The sequence below is a fragment of the Aliishimia ponticola genome, from assembly GCF_004803475.1.
GTDB classification, from domain to species: domain Bacteria; phylum Pseudomonadota; class Alphaproteobacteria; order Rhodobacterales; family Rhodobacteraceae; genus Aliishimia; species Aliishimia ponticola.
The window spans coordinates 811,702-830,398 of the sequence record NZ_SRKY01000001.1; the positions used below are offsets into that span (position 1 = coordinate 811,702).

General features: G+C 62.4%; 15 protein-coding genes. 9 read left to right on the forward strand and 6 right to left on the reverse strand.

The window, feature by feature from the left end; translation table 11 throughout:
- Positions 1–62 precede the first annotated feature (62 nt).
- Both E4Z66_RS03885 and E4Z66_RS03890 read right to left on the reverse strand, forming a co-directional pair.
- Positions 63–848: a 3-hydroxybutyrate dehydrogenase gene (locus E4Z66_RS03885; protein ID WP_136461611.1), complete on the reverse strand. Its 786-nt coding sequence runs from the start codon at positions 846–848 to the stop codon at positions 63–65.
- Between the two features lie 123 nt (positions 849–971).
- Complete coding sequence (locus E4Z66_RS03890) at positions 972–1,631, reverse strand: YrbL family protein (protein ID WP_168797711.1); 660 nt, start codon at positions 1,629–1,631, stop codon at positions 972–974.
- Between the two features lie 373 nt (positions 1,632–2,004).
- Here E4Z66_RS03890 and E4Z66_RS03895 point away from each other — a divergent pair, with 373 nt between their 5' ends.
- Both E4Z66_RS03895 and E4Z66_RS03900 read left to right on the forward strand, forming a co-directional pair.
- Positions 2,005–3,831 carry an extracellular solute-binding protein gene (locus tag E4Z66_RS03895; RefSeq protein WP_168797712.1) on the forward strand — a complete coding sequence of 609 codons (1,827 nt, stop codon included), beginning with the start codon at positions 2,005–2,007 and terminating at the stop codon, positions 3,829–3,831.
- A 93-nt stretch (positions 3,832–3,924) separates the two neighbouring features.
- The gene (locus tag E4Z66_RS03900; protein WP_136461613.1) at positions 3,925–4,152 is read left to right on the forward strand and encodes a hypothetical protein; all 228 of its coding nucleotides are present in this window, start codon (positions 3,925–3,927) and stop codon (positions 4,150–4,152) included.
- Here E4Z66_RS03900 and E4Z66_RS03905 read toward each other — a convergent pair.
- Positions 4,149–4,772 carry a helix-turn-helix domain-containing protein gene (locus E4Z66_RS03905; protein WP_136461614.1) on the reverse strand — a complete coding sequence of 208 codons (624 nt, stop codon included), beginning with the start codon at positions 4,770–4,772 and terminating at the stop codon, positions 4,149–4,151. The two genes, E4Z66_RS03900 and E4Z66_RS03905, sit on opposite strands and share 4 nt — an antisense overlap.
- Positions 4,773–4,838: 66 nt before the next feature.
- Here E4Z66_RS03905 and E4Z66_RS03910 point away from each other — a divergent pair, with 66 nt between their 5' ends.
- The 3 genes from E4Z66_RS03910 to E4Z66_RS03920 all read left to right on the forward strand — a co-directional run bounded on the left by E4Z66_RS03910 (position 4,839) and on the right by E4Z66_RS03920 (position 8,360).
- Positions 4,839–6,353, forward strand: a complete 1,515-nt coding sequence (locus tag E4Z66_RS03910) for a class I adenylate-forming enzyme family protein (protein ID WP_136461615.1) — start codon at positions 4,839–4,841, stop codon at positions 6,351–6,353.
- A complete protein-coding gene (locus E4Z66_RS03915; protein WP_136461616.1) occupies positions 6,350–6,994 on the forward strand; it encodes a DsbA family oxidoreductase in 645 nt (214 codons plus the stop codon). The genes E4Z66_RS03910 and E4Z66_RS03915 overlap by 4 nt, the downstream gene beginning before the upstream one ends.
- Before the next feature lie 154 nt (positions 6,995–7,148).
- Positions 7,149–8,360: an MFS transporter gene (locus E4Z66_RS03920; RefSeq protein WP_136461617.1), complete on the forward strand. Its 1,212-nt coding sequence runs from the start codon at positions 7,149–7,151 to the stop codon at positions 8,358–8,360.
- Here the strand turns inward: E4Z66_RS03920 and mfd are convergent.
- Both mfd and E4Z66_RS03930 read right to left on the reverse strand, forming a co-directional pair.
- Positions 8,348–11,803: a transcription-repair coupling factor gene (gene mfd / locus E4Z66_RS03925; protein ID WP_136461618.1), complete on the reverse strand. Its 3,456-nt coding sequence runs from the start codon at positions 11,801–11,803 to the stop codon at positions 8,348–8,350. The genes E4Z66_RS03920 and mfd overlap by 13 nt on opposite strands.
- Positions 11,804–11,845: 42 nt before the next feature.
- Positions 11,846–12,367 carry a component of SufBCD complex gene (locus tag E4Z66_RS03930; protein WP_136461619.1) on the reverse strand — a complete coding sequence of 174 codons (522 nt, stop codon included), beginning with the start codon at positions 12,365–12,367 and terminating at the stop codon, positions 11,846–11,848.
- Between the two features lie 134 nt (positions 12,368–12,501).
- Here E4Z66_RS03930 and hemB point away from each other — a divergent pair, with 134 nt between their 5' ends.
- Positions 12,502–13,518 carry a porphobilinogen synthase gene (hemB, locus tag E4Z66_RS03935; protein WP_136461620.1) on the forward strand — a complete coding sequence of 339 codons (1,017 nt, stop codon included), beginning with the start codon at positions 12,502–12,504 and terminating at the stop codon, positions 13,516–13,518.
- Positions 13,519–13,649: 131 nt separating this feature from the next.
- On the forward strand, positions 13,650–14,210 hold the full coding sequence (locus tag E4Z66_RS03940; protein ID WP_136461621.1) for a lipid-binding SYLF domain-containing protein: 561 nt from the start codon (positions 13,650–13,652) through the stop codon (positions 14,208–14,210).
- A gap of 13 nt (positions 14,211–14,223) precedes the next feature.
- On the opposite strand, the gene E4Z66_RS03945 is transcribed toward E4Z66_RS03940, so the two are convergent.
- Positions 14,224–15,447 carry a PAS domain-containing protein gene (locus E4Z66_RS03945; RefSeq protein WP_136461622.1) on the reverse strand — a complete coding sequence of 408 codons (1,224 nt, stop codon included), beginning with the start codon at positions 15,445–15,447 and terminating at the stop codon, positions 14,224–14,226.
- 157 nt (positions 15,448–15,604) lie between these two features.
- Between E4Z66_RS03945 and E4Z66_RS03950 the strand changes: the two genes are divergently transcribed.
- Entirely contained in the window at positions 15,605–18,067 is a 2,463-nt protein-coding gene (locus E4Z66_RS03950) for a penicillin acylase family protein (RefSeq protein ID WP_136461623.1), read from the forward strand.
- Between the two features lie 7 nt (positions 18,068–18,074).
- Complete coding sequence (locus tag E4Z66_RS03955; protein WP_136461624.1) at positions 18,075–18,617, forward strand: pseudouridine synthase; 543 nt, start codon at positions 18,075–18,077, stop codon at positions 18,615–18,617.
- Positions 18,618–18,697 lie beyond the last annotated feature (80 nt).

Genomic DNA, 18,697 nt, shown 5'->3' on the forward strand with positions numbered 1-18,697 from the left:
ACCAATGCGAGGGGCGCTGCCCCTCGCGCTCCCCGAAGTATTTTGAACAGGCGAAGGCCGGATCAGAGCGCCGTCCAGCCGCCATCGACGGAGATGGTGGTGCCGGTGATCTGGGCAGCGGCATCGGAGCACAGGAAAGTGGCGGTGCCGCCCAGCTGTTCGGTGGTTGCGAATTCGCGCGAGGGCTGGCGGGTCAGCATGACCTCGCGGATCGCCGTTTCCCGGTCCATGTTGTATTTCTTCATGGTGTCGGGGATTTGCGACTCGACCAGCGGGGTCAGCACGTAGCCGGGACAGATGGCGTTGCAGGTGATCGGATCCTCTGCCGTTTCCAGTGCGGTCACCTTGGTCAGCCCGACGACGCCGTGCTTGGCCGCGACATATGCGGATTTGAAGGGCGAGGCGGTGAGCCCATGCGCGGAGGCAACGTTGATCACCCGGCCCCAGCCACGCTCGCGCATACCGGTCAGAGCGGCGGCGGTGGTGTGGAAAGCGGATGACATGTTGATCGCGATGATCGCATCCCATTTGTCGGCGGGGAATTCTTCGATCGCGGCCACGTGCTGAATGCCCGCATTGTTGATCAGGATGTCGCACCCGCCCGCGGCCACTACGAGGCGGCGGCAATCATCGCCTTTTGACATATCGGCCTGAACATATTTCGCCGTAACACCGGTTTCGCTGGCGATTTCGGCGGCGATCGCGTGATCCTCTTCGGTGTCGGTGAAAGAATTCAGCACCACATCCGCCCCGGCACGCGCCAGTTCCCACGCCATGCCAAGTCCGATGCCGGAATTCGATCCGGTGATGACAGCGGTCTTGCCCGCCAAGGAAATCTCGTAAGCCATATCAGCCCTCCATTTGCCTGAGGCCCATTCACATGGAGCCCGTTTGCGTGAAGCCTAGTGCAAATGCTGCGGGTGCAAAAGATTGGCTGCGCATATTTGCCTGCGCCTGCGCGGCGGTCCGCCCTAACTGGCTTGGGCAGCCTTGTGGATTTGCCCTGTCAGCACCTCAAGCTTGGCGTCCAGATCGCGGCGGAATGCCTTGTCCGACATGGACAGGACGCGGATGAACGTCCGTTCGCCCAGCCCGTCCACAAGAAAAAGGCTCAACGACCCGCCTTCACCCGGAACGACGACGATGTTCTTGGGATTGATGTCCCAGGCCACAAGGCGCCATTCGGCGATTTGGCTGAACAGCTGGTAGAGGGCATCCTGAAGCTGCGGCGTCATACCTTCGCGCTGCGCATATTCCAGAACAGTCTCGGCCACATCGCCGGTCGGGCCTTGAATCGCTTCGAACACCAGCCCAGGGCCAAGATTGGTCTGCACCACGCCGCGAAATTCGGGCATGAAGGGCGGAACCTCCCCCTTGCGGGAAACGCCGAGCATGTATTCTTCGAGTTCGACCAGTGACAGGTACATCGCGCCAAAACGACGGCGGCGGCTTTCAAAGAGGTGCCGCAACCACTGAAAGCTCTTTTTCGCCGGAGGCCGCGTGATCTTGATCAACGATCCGGGCTGGTTGGGATGCCAAAACACCATCGCGCCCGCACCGCTGCGGATCTTGTCCGCCGTGTCGAGACAAATGGTTTGCGCGCCTTGCTGCATTTGTGTTGCACCGTCCATCTTCCCGAAATAAATCCGTTCCAAATCGTTTACAACTGATTTGCACCGGCCCGGACGCACCCGCATTGGGCGCATGGCAATCACGCGGCCAGCGCATGGGCCGGAACGGACAGGCCGGGTCGCGGTTTGAACGCAGGACGCAGCCGGGGCAGATTTGATGGGATCGCCCGATCCTGCGGCACAAAAAAAACCCCGGCACGAAGCCGGGGTTAAGTTATTGAGGCAGGTTTCATACAGGCAAGAAACCTATCGAGCAGTGCCCTTAATATAGACGCAGTTGAGGCCGAAAGCCAAGTTAAAAGTTTGAAAATACAGCAAAGCGCCAGTACCGTCTGGACCAAGAAAACAAGGGCAGGTCAGGATTGTTCACGAAATGAACAGTGATTTTTTCCGCAAATTGCGGGCCGCGCGGCAGGGTTTGGCGCTCGGTCTGTTAATGATTCTCTCCGGCGCTGCGGCACATGCCGAACCGGCGCATGGGATATCCATGTATGGCACCCCCGCCCTGCCCCCAGATTTTGTGTCGCTTCCCTATGCCAACGCGCAGGCCCCCAAGGGCGGGCGCATCATTCTGGGCAATACCGGCGGCTTCGACAGTCTCAACCCGTTCGTGCGGCGCGGGACCGTTCCGTGGCAGCTGCGCTTTCTGACCCATGACAGCCTGATGGCCCGGTCCTGGGACGAGCCTTTCACGCTTTACGGTCTGTTGGCAGAATCAGTCGAGGTGCCCGAGGACCGCGCCTGGGTCGAATTCACCCTGCGCGAAGAGGCGCGATTCTCCGACGGCAGCCCAGTGACGGTAGAGGATGTAATCTGGTCCTATGAAACGCTCGGCACCGAAGGCCACCCGCGCTATCTGAGCCTGTGGAACCAGATCGACCGGATCGAGGCGACCGGCCCGCGCAGCCTGCGGATCACCTTTGCCGAACAGAACCGCGAACTTGCCCTGATTGCCGGTCTGCGTCCGATCCTGAAAAAAGCGCAATGGGAGGGGCAGTCTTTCGCAGATGCGGGGCTGACCACGCTGCCCATCGGTGCGGGGCCCTATGTCATCGACAGTTACGAGGCCAACCGCCGCGTCACCCTGCGCCGCGATCCCGATTACTGGGGCGCGGATGTGCCGGTGCGCCGGGGCACCCATAATTTCGACGAGATCGTACTGGACTTCTATGCCGATGGCGCGATCCTGTTCGAAGCCTTCAAAGCCGGGGAACTTTCGGCGCTGCGGGAATTCGATGCGCAGGCCTGGGCCCGCGATTACGATTTTCCGGCGGCGCAGCGGGGCGAGATCACCAAGACCGAAATCACCAATGAAAAGCCCTCCGGCATGACTGGCTTCGCGATGAATACGCGCAGGCCACCGCTGGATGACTGGCGGGTACGGGCCGCGTTGATCCATGCGTTCAACTTCGAATATATCAATGACGCGCTGACAGGCGGCGTGCAGCCGCGCATCACATCCTATTTCTCCGGCTCCGATCTGGCCTATGCCCCCGGCCCCGCGCCGGAAGACGAGGCTGCGCTTCTGGCCCCGTTTGCGGCGGATTTGCCGCCCGGAACGCTGGACGGCTACGCGCTGCCGCAATCGGATGGGTCAGCCAGCAACCGGCGCAATCTGCGCAAAGCCCTGAAATACCTCGCGGATGCGGGGTTCACCGTTGAAGAAGGCGTCATGACCGCCCCCGACGGCACACAGCTGCGGCTTGAACTGGTGCTGAACAAGAACAACCGGAACGATCAGGCCATCGCCGATATCTATGCGCAGGGGCTGGAACGGCTGGGCATCGCGCTGGACATCCAGCGGGTCGACAATGCGCAGTTCACCGCGCGCAGCAACGGGTTCGACTTCGATATGATCTCGTTCCGGCGTGCGCTGTCGCTGTCCCCCGGAAATGAACAGCGCTTCTACTGGGGCAGCGAGGCCGCCACGCAGGACGGCAGCCGCAATCTGCCCGGTATCGCCCTGCCGGTCGTGGACGCGATGATCGACGCGATGCTGGACGCGACCGAGCCGGAGGATTTCACCCGCGCCGTGCGCGCGCTGGACCGGGTTCTGACGGCGGGGCGCTATGTGATCCCTTTCGCCAGCTTCGACCGCGACCGGATCGCCCACATACGGCAGATGAAACACCCGCCGACGCTGCCGATCTATGGAGATGGGCCGGAATACATGCCGCAAGCATGGTGGTGGGAGGACTAAGCACGCCGATTTGCGCCCGTGAGGCCTTGTTCATCGAAGTTTAAGACCTTGCAGGCAGGGTTGTGGGGATTTTGAAAACAAGGAGCGTCCCGCATGGATAAGGCGATCATCCAATCGCAGTGGTCCGGCCTGACAGCCGCGCTGCAAAAGGATTTCCCGCACGCGCAGATTCCCGACATTTTCCCGCATGGCGCACTTTGGGACAGTCTGATTGACCGGCTGGCGCGGACCCACGACCTAACCCCGGATGAGGCGCTGGAAACGTTGGAAGACCGCTGCCTTGGACTGCTGTTGCAGGATGCCGACGAAAAAGCCGCTTAACCCAGGGATGTGACCCACAGGATCGTCGCGTCTTCCTGGCTGATCGAAACGACATTATGTCCCATCGTGGCGTCGTAATAGGCACTGTCGCCCCGGCGCATTTCGATTGGCTCGTAATATTCGGTGTAGAACCGGACCACGCCGGTCAGTACGTACAGGAATTCCTCGCCCGCGTGGCGCACCCAGCCGTCGAACTCCTCCATGGACCGCGCCCGCACGCGCGCCCGGTATGGCAGCATCGCCTTCTTGGTCAGCGTTTCGGCAAGCATCTCATGCTCGTAGGTCACCGTCGCGACCGCCGCCCCCTCGCCCGACTTGGTCACCGCAAGCCGCCCGCCGACCTGCCCTTCGACCGGAGGCGTGAAAAGCTGCGGCACGGAAATCTCCAGCCCGGTGGCCAACTTCTTGAGCGCGTCATAGGTCGGTGACATCTGCCCGTTCTCGATCTTGGACAGGGTCGAGCGCGCCAGCCCGGCCTTGTTGGCGGCCTGCTCCAACGTCCAGTTCCGCGACTTGCGCAGATCGCGCACGCGCGCGCCAAGGTCCAACGGCTCTGCCCGTTCCGCTTCGCCGCCCTCCCGCGCAATGCGGATCAGGGATTTGGGGTCCTTCGATGTCATGGGGCGATCTTCTGGCACCGTGTCTGCAAACTTGCAAGCGTCTCGGCGCTGCGCTACGCCGCCGCCATGTTGTCCATATTCGATCAGGGCCCGCCGCCACCCGTTCCGACCCCTTTCAACATGGCCGCGCATGTGCTGCGCCGCGCCCAGGACCTGGCCGACAAGCAGGCGCTGAGCGTGCTGCACAGCGACCATGTCCAAAGCTGGAGCTTTGCGGACATCAGCGCCGCCATCCGCGGCATCGCCACAGGGCTGCGCCAGCGCGGGCTTGGCGCGGGCGACCGTATTCTGCTGCGTCTTGGCAACACACCGGAAACGCCTTTCGCCTATCTGGCCGCCATCGCGGTGGACATGATCCCGGTCCCGACCTCGGCCCAACTGACCGAGGTGGAAACCGCCAAGATCATCGACCAGCTTTCCCCCACCCTGATCCTGCACGATACCGACGTGCCCTGCCCGGACCATCCGGCGCGTGTCGATCTGTCGGACTTGCGCGCCATGATGGACCTGCCCCCGGCCGAATTCGTGATGGGCGCGCCGGACCGCCCGGCCTATATCGTCTATACCTCCGGCACGTCGGGGATGCCCCGCGCCGTGCTTCATGCGCACCGGGCGATCTGGGCGCGCCAAATGATGCATGACGGCTGGTACGGGCTGCGCCCGGATGACCGGCTACTCCATGCCGGTGCGTTCAATTGGACCTTTACCATGGGCACCGGCTTGATGGATCCGTGGAGCGTTGGGGCCACCGCGCTGATCCCGGCGCCCGGCACCGCGCCGGAGGCGCTTCCCGGCCTGCTCGCCAAACATGAGGCGACACTTTTCGCCGCCGCTCCAGGTGTTTACCGAAAAATCCTCAAGCATCACGACAAGATTAACCTTCCTTACCTGCGGCATGGGCTCAGCGCCGGCGAAAAGCTCAGCGATACCGTGCGCCAAGGATGGCAGGACGCCACGGACACCCGGATTTACGAAGCTTACGGCATGTCCGAATGTTCCACATTCCTGTCCGCCTGCCCGGACCATCCCGCCACGGGCGATGCGCTCGGGCAACCGCAACCGGGGCGGCACGTGGCGATCGTGGATGACACCGGCATCCCGACCCCACGCGGTGCGCCCGGCACGATTGCCGTGCATAAGGACGATCCCGGTCTGATGCTGGGCTATCTCGACGCGCCAGAGGCGACTGCCGCTCGGTTCGCCGGGGATTGGTTCCTGACCGGCGATCAGGGCGCGATGCAATCCGATGGACAAATCAGCTATCTTGGACGCGCCGACGACATGATGAATGCGGGCGGCTACCGGGTATCCCCGCTTGAGGTCGAAGCCGCGCTGGCCGGTGCGCCGGGGATCGAAACCGTCGCGGTGACCGAAATCGAAGCAAAGCAGGACGCCAAGATTATCGTCGCGTTCTACACATCCGCGTCAGAATTGGATAAAACCGCTCTGGACACCTTTGCACGCGCGCGATTGGCCGGATACAAGCTGCCGCGCGATTATGTGCGGCTGACCGAGCTGCCTACCGGACCGAACGGCAAGATATCCCGCAAGGCGCTTGCCGCATATTGGAGACACGAATGATCAAGCTCGACATCTTTTCCGACCCGATCTGCCCCTGGTGCCTGATCGGCAAAACGCAGCTTGATCGCGCCCTCGCCAATCGGCCGGATCACCCGTTCACCATCGAATGGCACCCGTTCCAACTGAACCCGGACATGCCCGCCGAAGGGATGGACCGCCGCACCTATCTGGAGCGGAAATTCGGCGGCAAGGATGGTGCCATGCGCGCCTATGCGCCGGTGGTCGAACATTCCAAAGCGCTTGGAATCGCCATTGATTTCGACGGGATGAAGCGCACGCCCAACACGCTCAATGCGCATCGGTTGATCCATTGGGCCGGGATCGAGCAGCGCCAGACCGAAGTGCTCGATGCGCTGTTCCATGCCTATTTCATCGATGCGCGCGACATTGGCGATACCGATGTGCTGGCCGATATCGCTGATAACGCGGGAATGGACGCCGCCGTGGTGCGCCGCCTTCTGGGCACGGATTCCGATCTGGAGGATATCCGCCAGCGCGATGCCGCCGCGCGGGATATGGGCATTTCTGCCGTTCCGACCTTTATCGTGGCAGGCAAACACGCGGTCCCCGGCGCGCAGCCGCCCGAACTTTGGGCGCAGGTGATTGACGAGATCACCAGCCAATTGGACACGACCGCCTGACATCGCCCCCAAAAAGCAATCCCGGCAAAGGGCTCAAGCCCGGCGCGATCCCAGTCAGATTAACCTAACGGAAGTGACGCGGAACAGCGTCGATTTCCACTTTAACGATTTAGCAACTTATGGTTATCGTGCTATTGATTTCATAAGGTTGCTGATGACGAGTAATTCTAGCCAACGCATGTCGAAGTCCGAGTTTGTCGCACTTGTCGCCATGCTCTTTTCTACGGTCGCATTCAGTGTCGATGCCTTGCTGCCTGCAATCCCGCAGATCGAAGCAGAGCTGGACGCGCCCGGTCTTGCCTATCAACTTCTGACCCTGTTCATGGGCGGCCTTGCGGTGGGCACGCTGTTTGCCGGGCCGATCTCGGACGCGTTGGGCCGAAAGCCCGTCATGTATCTGGGCGCCTTCCTTTATATCGGCGCCGGGCTGTTCGCTTGGCAAAGTGATAATTTCCACGCCATCCTGATCGCCCGCTTCTTGCAGGGCGTGGGCGCTGCGGGCCCGCGCGTCGTGTCGCTCGCCATTGTGCGCGACCTGTTTTCCGGCGCGGCCATGGCGCGGATCGTGTCGCTGGCCATGGTGTTGTTCGCCATCGTCCCCACCATCGCCCCGGCCATGGGGGCCATGATGGCCTCGACCTTTGGCTGGCGCAGCATCCTTCTGGCCTTTGTCTGCTTCATGGTCTTCTCGACCTTTTGGCTGTGGCTCCGGCTGGACGAGTCGTTGCCCAAGGAAGAGCGCCGCCCCTTCCGCCCCGGCCTGTTGATCGCCGCCGCATCCGAGGTCGTCACCCATCCGGTCGTCCGGCTGGCGATCCTGATCCAAGGCGTTGCAACATCCCTGATCATCTGCCTGCTGGTGCAAGTGCAGCCGATCTATGACCAGATTTTCGGCCTTGCCGACAGCTTCCCCTATTGGTTCGGCGGCATCGCTTTGGTTTCGGCCGCGTCGACTTCGCTGGTCAATGCATCGCTGGTGACACGCTTTGGGATGCGGCGCATGGTGACGATAGGTCTGAGCGGGCAAGTCATCTTTGCCTCCATTACCTTGCTGGTCACAACGCTCGCGCCGAAATTCGCCTTCCTCAGCTTTGTCATCTGGCAATTCATGGTGATCTGGCTGACCGGGCTGAGCGTCGGCAATCTGAACGCCATCGCGTTGGAGCCGATGGGCCATATCGCGGGGCTAACCGCCTCTTTGACCGGTGCAATCGGCACGATGATCGCCTCACTTGCGGCGATGTATGTGGGCACGTTGTTCAACGGCACGGTGCTGCCGCTGCTTTGGTCTGAACTGGCATTGGCGACGGTCGGTCTGCTGCTGATGTGGCGGCTCAATACCCGCGAGGCGGCTCAGGCGGGCTGAGATTTCTTCCGCTTCGCCACGACCTTTTCCGCAAGATCGCGCGCGATGGCGAAGGCGCCTTTGATCTTGTCGCTGTCTTTCTTCCAGTCCCGACGCACGATGATCTTGTTGTCCTTCACCTTGGCAAGACCGTTCTGCGCCTTGATGAATTCCACCAGCCCCTCGGGCGAGGCGAACTTGTCGTTGTGGAACTGAAGCGTCGCGCCCTTGGGCCCACCGTCCAGCTTGGCGATCCCCGCCTTGCGGCACATCGCCTTGATCCGCACGATCAGCAGCAGCGTGTTCACCTCTTTGGGCAGCTTGCCGAAACGGTCGATCAACTCGGCGGCAAAGCCTTCAAGCTCCACCTTCGTCGACAGGGCGCTCAGCCGGCGATAGAGGCCCAGACGCACGTCAAGGTCCGGCACGTAGTCTTCCGGGATCAGCACCGGCACGCCCAGATTGATCTGCGGCGCCCATTGGTCATCTGCCTCTGACAGCCCCTCCATCTCGCCGGAGCGGATCTTGGCAATCGCCTCCTCCAGCATGGATTGATAAAGCTCAAAGCCCACATCGCGCATCTGGCCGGATTGTTCGTCGCCCAGAAGGTTGCCCGCGCCGCGAATATCCAGATCCTGACTGGCCAGCGTAAAGCCCGCCCCCAGCGTATCAAGACTGCCCAGAACGCGCAGACGTTTCTCTGCCGCCGGGGTCAGCTTGGCCCGCGGTTTGGTCGTCAGATAGGCATAGGCCCGCGTCTTGGAACGCCCGACCCGGCCGCGAATCTGGTACAGCTGCGCCAGACCGAACATATCGGCGCGGTGCACCACCATCGTATTGGCCGCCGGAATATCCAGCCCGGATTCCACGATGGTCGTGGCCAGCAGGATGTCGAACTTACCGTCATAGAAGGCATTCATCCGGTCATCGAGTTCCCCCGCCGCCATCTGCCCATGCGCAACCACGTAAGTCAGTTCTGGCAGTTGTTCCTTCAGGAACGCCTCGACATCCGGCAGATCGTTGATCCGTGGCACCACATAAAAACTTTGCCCGCCGCGATAGCGTTCGCGCAGCAGCGCCTCGCGGATGGTCACCGCGTCGAATTCGCTGACAAATGTGCGGATCGCCAACCGGTCCACCGGCGGCGTGCCGATGATCGACAAATCCCGCACCCCGGACAGCGACAATTGCAGCGTGCGCGGGATCGGCGTCGCGGTCAGCGTCAGAACGTGAATGTCCGACCGAAGCTGCTTGAGCCGCTCCTTATGCGTCACACCGAAATGCTGTTCCTCATCGACGATGAGCAGCCCCAGATTGTTGAAGCGGATGCCCTTGGCCAACAAGGCATGGGTGCCGACCACGATATCAACGGTGCCATCCGCCATGCCCTTCTTGGTATCGGCGGCATCCTTGGCGCTGACGAAGCGGGACAATTGACGCACATTGATCGGGAAGCCCCGGAACCGCTCCTTGAAGGATTTCGCATGCTGCCGTGCCAGCAGGGTCGTCGGCGCGATCACCGCGACCTGCACACCAGACATGGCCGCGACAAAGGCCGCGCGCATGGCAACTTCGGTCTTGCCGAAGCCCACATCGCCGCAGACCAGCCGGTCCATCGGACTGCCCGAGGTCATATCCCCCATCACATCCGCAATCGCGCGCAGCTGGTCTTCGGTCTCTTCATAGGGGAAGCGCGCGGCAAAGGCGTCCCACATCCCCGGCGGCGGCTCCAATATCGGCGCCTTTCGCAAGGCTCGCTCTGCCGCGACACGGATCAGGCGGTCGGCCATCTCGCGGATGCGCTCTTTCAGCTTGGCCTTCTTGGCCTGCCACGCACCGCCGCCAAGCTTGTCGAGAAGCCCTTCCTCATGGCCGTATTTCGACAACAGTTCGATATTCTCGACCGGCAGATACAGCTTTGCCGCTTCGGCATATTCCAGCGTCAGGCATTCATGCGCCGCGCCAAGCGCGGTGACGACCTCCAGCCCAAGAAACCGGCCAATACCGTGATCCACATGGACCACCAGATCACCGGGAGAGAGCGATTGCGTTTCAGTCAGGAAGTTTTCGGCCCGGCGCTTCTTGCGGGTCTGGCGGATCAGGCGATCGCCCAGCACATCCTGTTCGGAAATAACCGTGAGCCCCGGCGCCTGGAACCCGTGATCGAGCGCCCACACCGCCAGATGCAGACCACGCTTGCCAATGCGCGTGCCATTGGCGATCGGGATCGCCTCGGCCAGCCCTTCGTCTTCGATCAGTCCGGTCAGACGCTCTCGCGCGCCTTCCGAATAGGATGCGATAACGACCGGCCCATCCTCAAGCTTTGCCTTAACATGTGACGCCAATGACCCGAAAAGGCTGATATTTTCCTGCTGTCGCTCCGGCGCGAAATCGCGCCCGATCCGGCCACCCGCGTCGATAACGCCCGGTCCGGTTGGTTGCGGCAATGCGGTAAATTGCAGAACCCTGCGCCCCTCGACGACCGTGGCCCACGCGGCCTCGTCCAGATAAAGCCCCTCTGGCGCGGCGGGCTTGTAGACCGTGTCCATCGTCCCGCGCTGCCCCATGGCGATCTTGCGGGTCTCATATTGGTCGACAACGCTTTCCCAACGCGACAGGCGCGCGGGCGTGATCTGATCGTCCAGTGAAATCGTTCCGCCCGGCAAGTAATCGAACAGCGTCTCAAGCCGTTCATGGAACAGCGCCAGCCAATGCTCTGCCCCTTGGTGCTTACGCCCTGCGCTGACCGCCTCATACAGCGGGTCATCCGTACCCGCCGCACCAAATTCCAACCGGTAGTTCTGCCGGAACCGCGTGATCGCCGCATCGTCAAGGATCACCTCGGACACCGGCGCCAATTCGACCAGATCAAGCTTTTCCGTGGTGCGCTGTGACACCGGATCAAAGCGGCGCGCCCCGTCAAGCACATCACCGAACAGGTCAAGCCGAACCGGCCCCAGATCACCGGGCGGATAGATGTCGATGATGCCGCCGCGCACCGCGTAGTCGCCCGGCTCCATCACCGTGGGCGACTGCACAAAGCCCATCCGCACAAGGAAATTCCGCAGCCCCGCCTCATCGATGCGGTCGCCAACGCGGGCCGAAAATGCCGCCTCTTGCAGCAGCGCCCGCTCTGGCACCCGCTGGGTGGCCGCGTTCAGCGTTGTCAGCAGCACGAAGGCATCGGGCATCTTGTGAACAAGTGCCGCAAGCGTCGCCATCCGCTGCGCCGAAATATCCGCATGGGGCGACACCCGATCATAGGGCAGACAATCCCATCCGGGGAAAACAAAGACCGGCATCTCGGGCGCAAAGAACCGCAGTGCGGACTGCATCGCCGCCAGCCGCTTGTCGTCCCGCGCCACGTGCAATACCGGACCGCGCGCCGCCACCTCGTCGAGGATCAGCTTCGCGTCGAACCCCTCGGGGGCGCCGGAAACGGTTATTTTGGAGGGGTCGGACATGCGCTAAGGGCTATCTGGCGTTTGCGCCGCTATTGTCAACAGTCAGAGCGCGCCGAAGGACGCATTCTGGTAAGTCCCCCAGAGCGCGGTACAGAAAATCGAAATCACGCCCAAGATCTGCGTATGCACCCGGTGCCGCATCAGGCGGGCGCGCAGCGGCTCCCCAGACAGGTCCTGGTGATAGATTTGCAGCGCAGCGTTGTAGCTCATCAGGCCAAGAATGGTCATCGGGAACGCCAGCAGGAACACGGCCTGCGCAAATTCCACATCATAGATGAAGCCCAGAATGCCCAGCCCGGTAATCAGGAAACACACGAAGCCCAGCAGCCACAGCCCCGACACCTGCACGATATAGATCAGCCGATTCACATTGACGCGAACCACGTCCTCCAGATCCACCTGAGCCTGCCCTTCGATCTTGCGCGCGCGCGCCACCATGTCATGCGGAACGCCCAGCACCCAATGGCTGGCGGTGGACCACAGCACCGCAAGGGCGATCCAGAACCACAGGTTCGAGAAAGAGCGCATGTCGATCTGTTCGAAAATAGTCTGTTGCAGGTCCAAAGGGGGTCCTCGCGCGTTGGGTGACTCTTGCTCCTTTAGCGCCCGCCGCGCCGGAATGGTAGACCCGAGGCTTGAGTAGTTTGCGCAACCGTGGCAGCTAGGAAACTCCCAAGCCGATCTGACAGGATTTGCCGATGCGCCCGACCCAAGCCCCCTATCCCGCCACACGCCTGCGCCGCACGCGCAAATCCGCCGCGACACGCGCCTTGGTGCGGGAAAATTACCTGTCCGCCGGCGATCTGATCTGGCCCGTTTTCGTGCGCCAGGGCGACGGGGTCGAGGAACCGATCCCCTCCATGCCCGGCGTGCTGCGCCGCTCTGTCGACAAAATCGCCGAGGCCGCGCGCGAGGCTGCCGATCTTGGCATCCCGGCCATGTGCATTTTCCCTTATACCGAGGCCGCCGACCGGACCGAGGATTGCGCCGAAGCCTGGAGCGCGCAGAACCTGTCCAATCGTGCCACTCGTGCGATCAAGGCCGCGGTGCCCGACATGGTCGTGATGACGGATGTCGCGCTCGACCCCTATAACATCAACGGCCATGACGGCTTCGTCGAGAATGGCGAGATCGTGAATGACCGCACGGTTGAGGCGCTGGTCAAGATGGCCGTCGCACAGGCCGAAGCGGGCGCGGATATCATCGGGCCGTCGGACATGATGGACGGGCGCATCGGCGCGATACGGGCCGCGCTGGAAGCGGGCAGCCACGACAAGGTATCGATCCTGAGCTATTCGGCAAAATACGCGAGCGGCTTTTACGGCCCGTTCCGCGACGCGGTGGGGGCATCGGGCGCGCTGACCGGCGACAAGAAAACCTATCAGATGGACCCGGCAAATTCGGACGAGGCCTTGCGTCTGGTCGAACGCGATCTGTCCGAGGGCGCGGATATGGTGATGGTCAAGCCCGGCATGCCCTATCTGGATATCTGCCGCCGCGTGAAGGACGCCTTTGGCGCACCCACTTTCGCCTATCAGGTGTCCGGCGAATACGCGATGTTGCAGGCGGCAGCGCAGAATGGCTGGCTGGACGGCGACAAGGTGATGATGGAAAGCCTGATGGCCTTCAAACGCGCGGGCTGCGATGGCGTGCTGACCTATTTCGCGCCCGCCGCCGCGAAACTGCTGGCCGGATCGGATTGGCGGTCCGCCTGATCGGGGGCGTAGGCGGCGCAGCGCGATCGGGACTGTTGGCGCGTGACAGCGCCCCCACAGGCCGCTATAGTTGCGCGCAAGACCGGCGAACCCGGCACAGAGCAACTCAAATCACAGGCGGTTCAGGACAAATGACGGATCTGACACGGCGCGGCTTCGCGCTCTCTCTCGTCGCAGGCGCGGGTACGCTTGCTGCTTGCGGAAACGGTATCGGCGGGCGCGGCCCGGCGGTGATCGATGCGCGCGTGGATGCCACGCTGCAAGAGATGTACCGGCTCTACCCGAACACGGCGCAGCTGGCGCAAAAGGCGAATGGCATGCTGGTCATGCCGCTGGTCACCGAGGCCGGCCTTGGCTTTGGCGGTGCCTATGGCCGCGGCGCCCTGCGCGTCGGCGGCGTGACGGTGGATTACTATTCGGTCGTCAAAGGTTCCGGCGGGTTGCAGATCGGCGCGCAACAATATGCGCATGTTCTGTTCTTCATGACCGAAGCGGCGCTGAGCGAATTCCGCAAATCCCCCGGTTGGGCGGCAGGTGCGGATCTGGAATACGTGATTTCCGATCGCGGCGACAGCGTTGCCGCCGATACGACCACCGTTCTGTCCCCGGTTCTGGCGGCAGTCTTTGGCCGTGCCGGTTTGCGCGTCGGCGCAACGCTGGAAGGCACGAAATACACCCGGATCATTCCCTGATCCGGCGCATGGCTTAGGCGACGTTGGCCCAGTTCCCATACTGGGCCGCGCGCTCTACCTCTTCACTACACTGCAGGATTTCGGCAACCGTGCTGAGGATTTGATCGAATTCAGCCGACAGGTTTTCCTGCGCGGATGCGAGACGGTTGACGATCTCGTCTAGTCCCGAATGTTCGCCAGAAAATTTCGACCGCTCGATCTTGCACATGATCCGCGTGAGTTCGAGCCCGGACATCATGCGCCGCATGTCACGGCACTGATCGCCAAAGCGGCGCACACGTTCCGCCATGCCGCGCACTTCGCTTACCGCGCGTGTTTCGTAGGCCTCGACAAGCTCCGTCAGAACCTTGTTTTCCCGGTCTCGCGTGTCGGGCTTCAGCCTTGGTTCCTTGTTCAAAGCGGCGGTAACTTCCCGGACCAAATGCACCACCATCGTCAGGAACAGTGAATCGCGCACTTCCTCTGCGCCCACGGCGGATTCGCGGCTGAACTTGACCAAATGTTCCTCCAGCGTCTGCGTCATCATCCGGTGATTGCCGGAAATCACGCTGATCGGCCCATCGCTGCCCTCAAGACGCCCCGCCTGAAGGCGCATGTTATAGGGGATCTGATGAGTTTTGGCGAAAGTCTTGTCGACCTTGATGGCAAGGGTCTCAAGCTCCCCCACATCCCGAAGCATCCGCGTCAGCGTTTCGCGCAACTCGAAGCGGGTGAGGCCAAGCTTGGTCTCCCGCGACGCCACCTCGTCGCACAAGGCCCGCGTCATGAATTCCTGATAGCTACGGAAGCCCAGTTGCTGCACCGCCTCGACGATCTGGTCGCGCGCTGCCTCTGGCTTCAGGTCATTGTCGTTCTCCTGCCGGCGGATTTGCTCATAGATCGGGATGACCTTGTCCAGATGCCCGGAAGACGGCTTCAGCCGCAAAGAGATATACCCGTCTTCCTGCGGCAGAACGACGGCGTAGACCCAATAAGGCATCCCATCTTCCGCCCGGTTCAGCACATAACCGCCGAATGGCTCGCCGTTCTGGATCATCCGCCACATCAGGGAAAAGACCCCGCGTGGCATGTCAGGGTGGCGCACGATCTTGTGCGGTGCGCCGATCAGCTTGTCCCATGGAAAGTGGCTGACATGCTGAAACACCTGGTTCCCCGCCTGAATAATCCCGCGATTATCGGTGCGCGAGAAGAACAGGTCTTCCAGCTTGAAACGCATATTGGACTTATCACTCTGCACAACCAAAACCGCCTTTTGCTGACGTGAACTGAACGTTTTCTTGCATGCCAACCGTTTCGATCCGTTTAACGTCGGCGCTGTTTCAGCGGGGCTGGTTGCATCGCCCCCCCGGTCTGCCTAACAGTCTGGAAACCAAATGCGGGAGAAGGAGACCACAATGGCGCATGTGTTTCGCTGGCTGCTGCGCATAGCAGGCGGGTTGGTGCTGTTGGTGCTTCTGGCGCTTTTGGGGGTCTATTACTTCGCCTCCCGGTCGCTGCCGGACTATGACCGCACCATCGAAACCGCCGGCCTTGGCGCGCCGGTAGAGATCGTGCGCGACAACGCCAATGTGCCGCATATCTTTGGCGCGAGTGACGAGGATGTCTTTTTCGGCCTTGGATTCGCCCATGCGCAGGATCGGCTGTGGCAGATGACCATGCTGCGCCGCACCGCGCAGGGCCGGCTAAGCGAGTTGTTCGGCGAAGCGACCCTTGGCGTCGACACCTTTCTGCGGCGGCTCGATCTTTATGGGTACGCCCGCCAAAGCCAAAGCGTGCAGGACGCCTATACCACCGCCGCGCTCAAGGCGTATTCCGCCGGGGTCAATGCACGGCTGGAACAGATCAACGCCGAAGCGCTGGGACGCGGCGCGCCCGAGATGTTCGTCTTCAACGCACCGATTGCCCCGTGGGTGCCAACCGATTCCCTCGCGATTTCGAAGCTGCTGGCGGTGCAACTCTCTGGCCATCTCGAAGAGGAAGTGCTGCGGGCAAGGGTCTCTCTCGCGCTCGACGATCCGTCCCGTGTTGCCGACGTGATGCCCGACCACCCCGGCCCCGGTATCGCAGTGCTGCCGGAATATGCGCAGCTTTTCCCGACAGTGGAACGGCACGCCAAGGCCCGCATGGAACAACGCCACCCGCTGGACCCGGTGCCCGAACGCGGCTTTGCCGGGGCTTCGAACGCATGGGCCGCCGCCCCGAACCGGTCCGCGGCGGGCGGCACGCTTTTGGCCAATGACCCGCATCTGGGCTTTTCTGCGCCAGCGATCTGGTTTCTTGCCCGGCTGGAGCTGGAAAGCGGCGGCGTGATCGGCGGCACCATTCCCGGAATGCCCGCCGTGTTGACGGGGCGCTCCGCCCGGCTGGGTTGGGGCCTGACCACAGCCTATGTCGACGATCAGGACGTCTATATCGAGAAGTTGAACCCCGACGATACCGGCCAATATCTGACACCCGACGGATACAAACCGTTCGAAAGCCGCGCTTCGATCATCAACATCAAGGATGCGGCACCGATCACCGTGCAGCTGCGCTGGACCGAAAACGGCCCGGTGCTGCCCCCCAGCCGCTATGGGCTGGGCCTGATCACACCGCCGGGGCATGTGGCGAGCGTGGCCTGGACGGTGCTGACGGGCGAAGACACCTCGGTCAGCGCCGCGCTTGGCGTCATGCGTGCCCAAAGCGTCGAGGAAGCGATCCGCGCCGCCGAAGTCTATGTCGCGCCGGCGCAGAATCTGACTTTGGTGGATACCGAAACCATCGCGCTCAAAACCATCGGCTATGTGCCGCGCCGCGACGCACGCCACGCCAGCCAAGGGCGCATCCCCTCGCAAGGGTGGCGGGCTGAAAACCGGTGGGATGGGCGGATGCCCTATCTGTCCAACCCTGAATTCGTGGCGCCCGTATCGGGACTGTTGGGCAATACCAACAACAAGACGGTCGAACGCCCTTTCCCCAACCACATCTCGTTCATGTGGGGCGATGCGCAGCGGGTACGGCGCTGGCAGAACCTGATGCAAAGCCGCGAAGTCCACACGCGCGACAGCTTTATCGAGGCGCAGCTTGATACGGTCAGCTATACGGCGCGGTCGCTGCTGCCCTTGATCGGCGCGGATCTGTGGTTCACCGGTGACGCCGCCCCCGACGGCACCCCCGAACGCAAACGCCAGCGCGCGCTCTCGTTGCTGGCCAGTTGGAACGGCGAGATGAACGAGCACCTGCCAGAGCCGCTGCTTTACGCGGCGTGGCTGCGCGCCCTGCAAACCCGGCTGATCCAAGACGATCTGGGCCCGTTGGAGAAGGAATTCACCCATGTGGACCCCCTTTTCATCGAACGTGTGTTCCGCGATATCGATGGCGCGTCGATCTGGTGCGACGTCAAACAATCCGCCCCGGTGGAAACCTGCACCGATATCGCGCGGGCCGCACTGGATGATGCGCTGATCTGGATCGAAGAGCGCTGGGGCGACAATTTCGAAGCGCTGCGCTGGGGCGACGCGCACCAAGCCACGCATGACCATCAGGTCTTGGGCGAAATTCCCCTGATCGGCGGCATCTTCAACATTCGCCAGTCCACATCGGGCGGCGACAACACACTGCTGCGAGGCCGGACCAGCGGCGTCGAGCCGGACCCGTTCTTCAACGTGCATGGCGCGGGGTATCGCGGGGTCTATGACTTCGCCGACCCGGACAGCTCGGTCTTTATCATCTCTACCGGGCAATCGGGGCACTTCCTGTCGCGGTATTACGACGATCTGGCGCAGCTTTGGCGGCGGGGGGAGTATATCCCGATGTCCCTCGACCCGGATCTTGCCCGCGCCGCGGCCGTCGGCATCACGACCCTGCGCCCGCGCTAAGCCCGCCATGCTGGTCCGGTTCAACAAACCCTTCGGCGTGCTCAGCCAGTTCACCGACAAGGGCACGCAGGACAGTCCGCGCGCGACCTTGTCCGATTTCGGGCTGCCGCCGCGCGTCTATGCGGCGGGACGGCTTGACCGCGATAGCGAGGGCCTGCTGTTGCTGACCGATGACGGGCGCGAACAAGCCCGCATCGCCCACCCGAAATTCAAAGCGCCCAAGACTTACTTAGTACAGGTCGAAGGCACCCCCTCGCCCGACGCCATCGCCGCCCTGCGCAAGGGCGTCACACTCAAAGACGGCCCGACCCGTCCCGCCAAGGCCCGCATGGTGACAGAGCCGCCATGGCTCTGGCCCCGCACGCCGCCGATCCGCGTGCGCAAATCCGTGCCCGACACATGGCTTGAACTGACGATTACCGAAGGGCGCAACCGGCAGGTCCGGCGGATGACAGCCCATGTCGGCCACCCGACCCTGCGCCTGATCCGCTGGTCCATCGGCGACTGGTCGCTGGCCGGGCTGGACCCGGGACAATGGCGCGAAGCCTGAAAAACCCGCACCGCCCAAAGAGACCCCCGCGCCGGCGCCAAAAAGTGGGAATCCGCGGTTGCGTTCAAAACCTCGGGTTG

Excerpts from the sequence above, each read along its gene's own strand:
- E4Z66_RS03885 (WP_136461611.1), bottom strand. The coding sequence starts at position 848 with ATGGCTTACGAGATTTCCTTGGCGGGCAAGACCGCTGTCATCACCGGA.
- E4Z66_RS03890 (WP_168797711.1), bottom strand. The coding sequence starts at position 1,631 with ATGGACGGTGCAACACAAATGCAGCAAGGCGCGCAAACCATTTGTCTC.
- E4Z66_RS03895 (WP_168797712.1), top strand. The coding sequence starts at position 2,005 with ATGAACAGTGATTTTTTCCGCAAATTGCGGGCCGCGCGGCAGGGTTTG.
- E4Z66_RS03900 (WP_136461613.1), top strand. The coding sequence starts at position 3,925 with ATGGATAAGGCGATCATCCAATCGCAGTGGTCCGGCCTGACAGCCGCG.
- E4Z66_RS03905 (WP_136461614.1), bottom strand. The coding sequence starts at position 4,772 with ATGACATCGAAGGACCCCAAATCCCTGATCCGCATTGCGCGGGAGGGC.
- E4Z66_RS03910 (WP_136461615.1), top strand. The coding sequence starts at position 4,839 with ATGTTGTCCATATTCGATCAGGGCCCGCCGCCACCCGTTCCGACCCCT.
- E4Z66_RS03915 (WP_136461616.1), top strand. The coding sequence starts at position 6,350 with ATGATCAAGCTCGACATCTTTTCCGACCCGATCTGCCCCTGGTGCCTG.
- E4Z66_RS03920 (WP_136461617.1), top strand. The coding sequence starts at position 7,149 with ATGACGAGTAATTCTAGCCAACGCATGTCGAAGTCCGAGTTTGTCGCA.
- mfd (WP_136461618.1), bottom strand. The coding sequence starts at position 11,803 with ATGTCCGACCCCTCCAAAATAACCGTTTCCGGCGCCCCCGAGGGGTTC.
- hemB (WP_136461620.1), top strand. The coding sequence starts at position 12,502 with ATGCGCCCGACCCAAGCCCCCTATCCCGCCACACGCCTGCGCCGCACG.
- E4Z66_RS03940 (WP_136461621.1), top strand. The coding sequence starts at position 13,650 with ATGACGGATCTGACACGGCGCGGCTTCGCGCTCTCTCTCGTCGCAGGC.
- E4Z66_RS03950 (WP_136461623.1), top strand. The coding sequence starts at position 15,605 with ATGGCGCATGTGTTTCGCTGGCTGCTGCGCATAGCAGGCGGGTTGGTG.
- E4Z66_RS03955 (WP_136461624.1), top strand. The coding sequence starts at position 18,075 with ATGCTGGTCCGGTTCAACAAACCCTTCGGCGTGCTCAGCCAGTTCACC.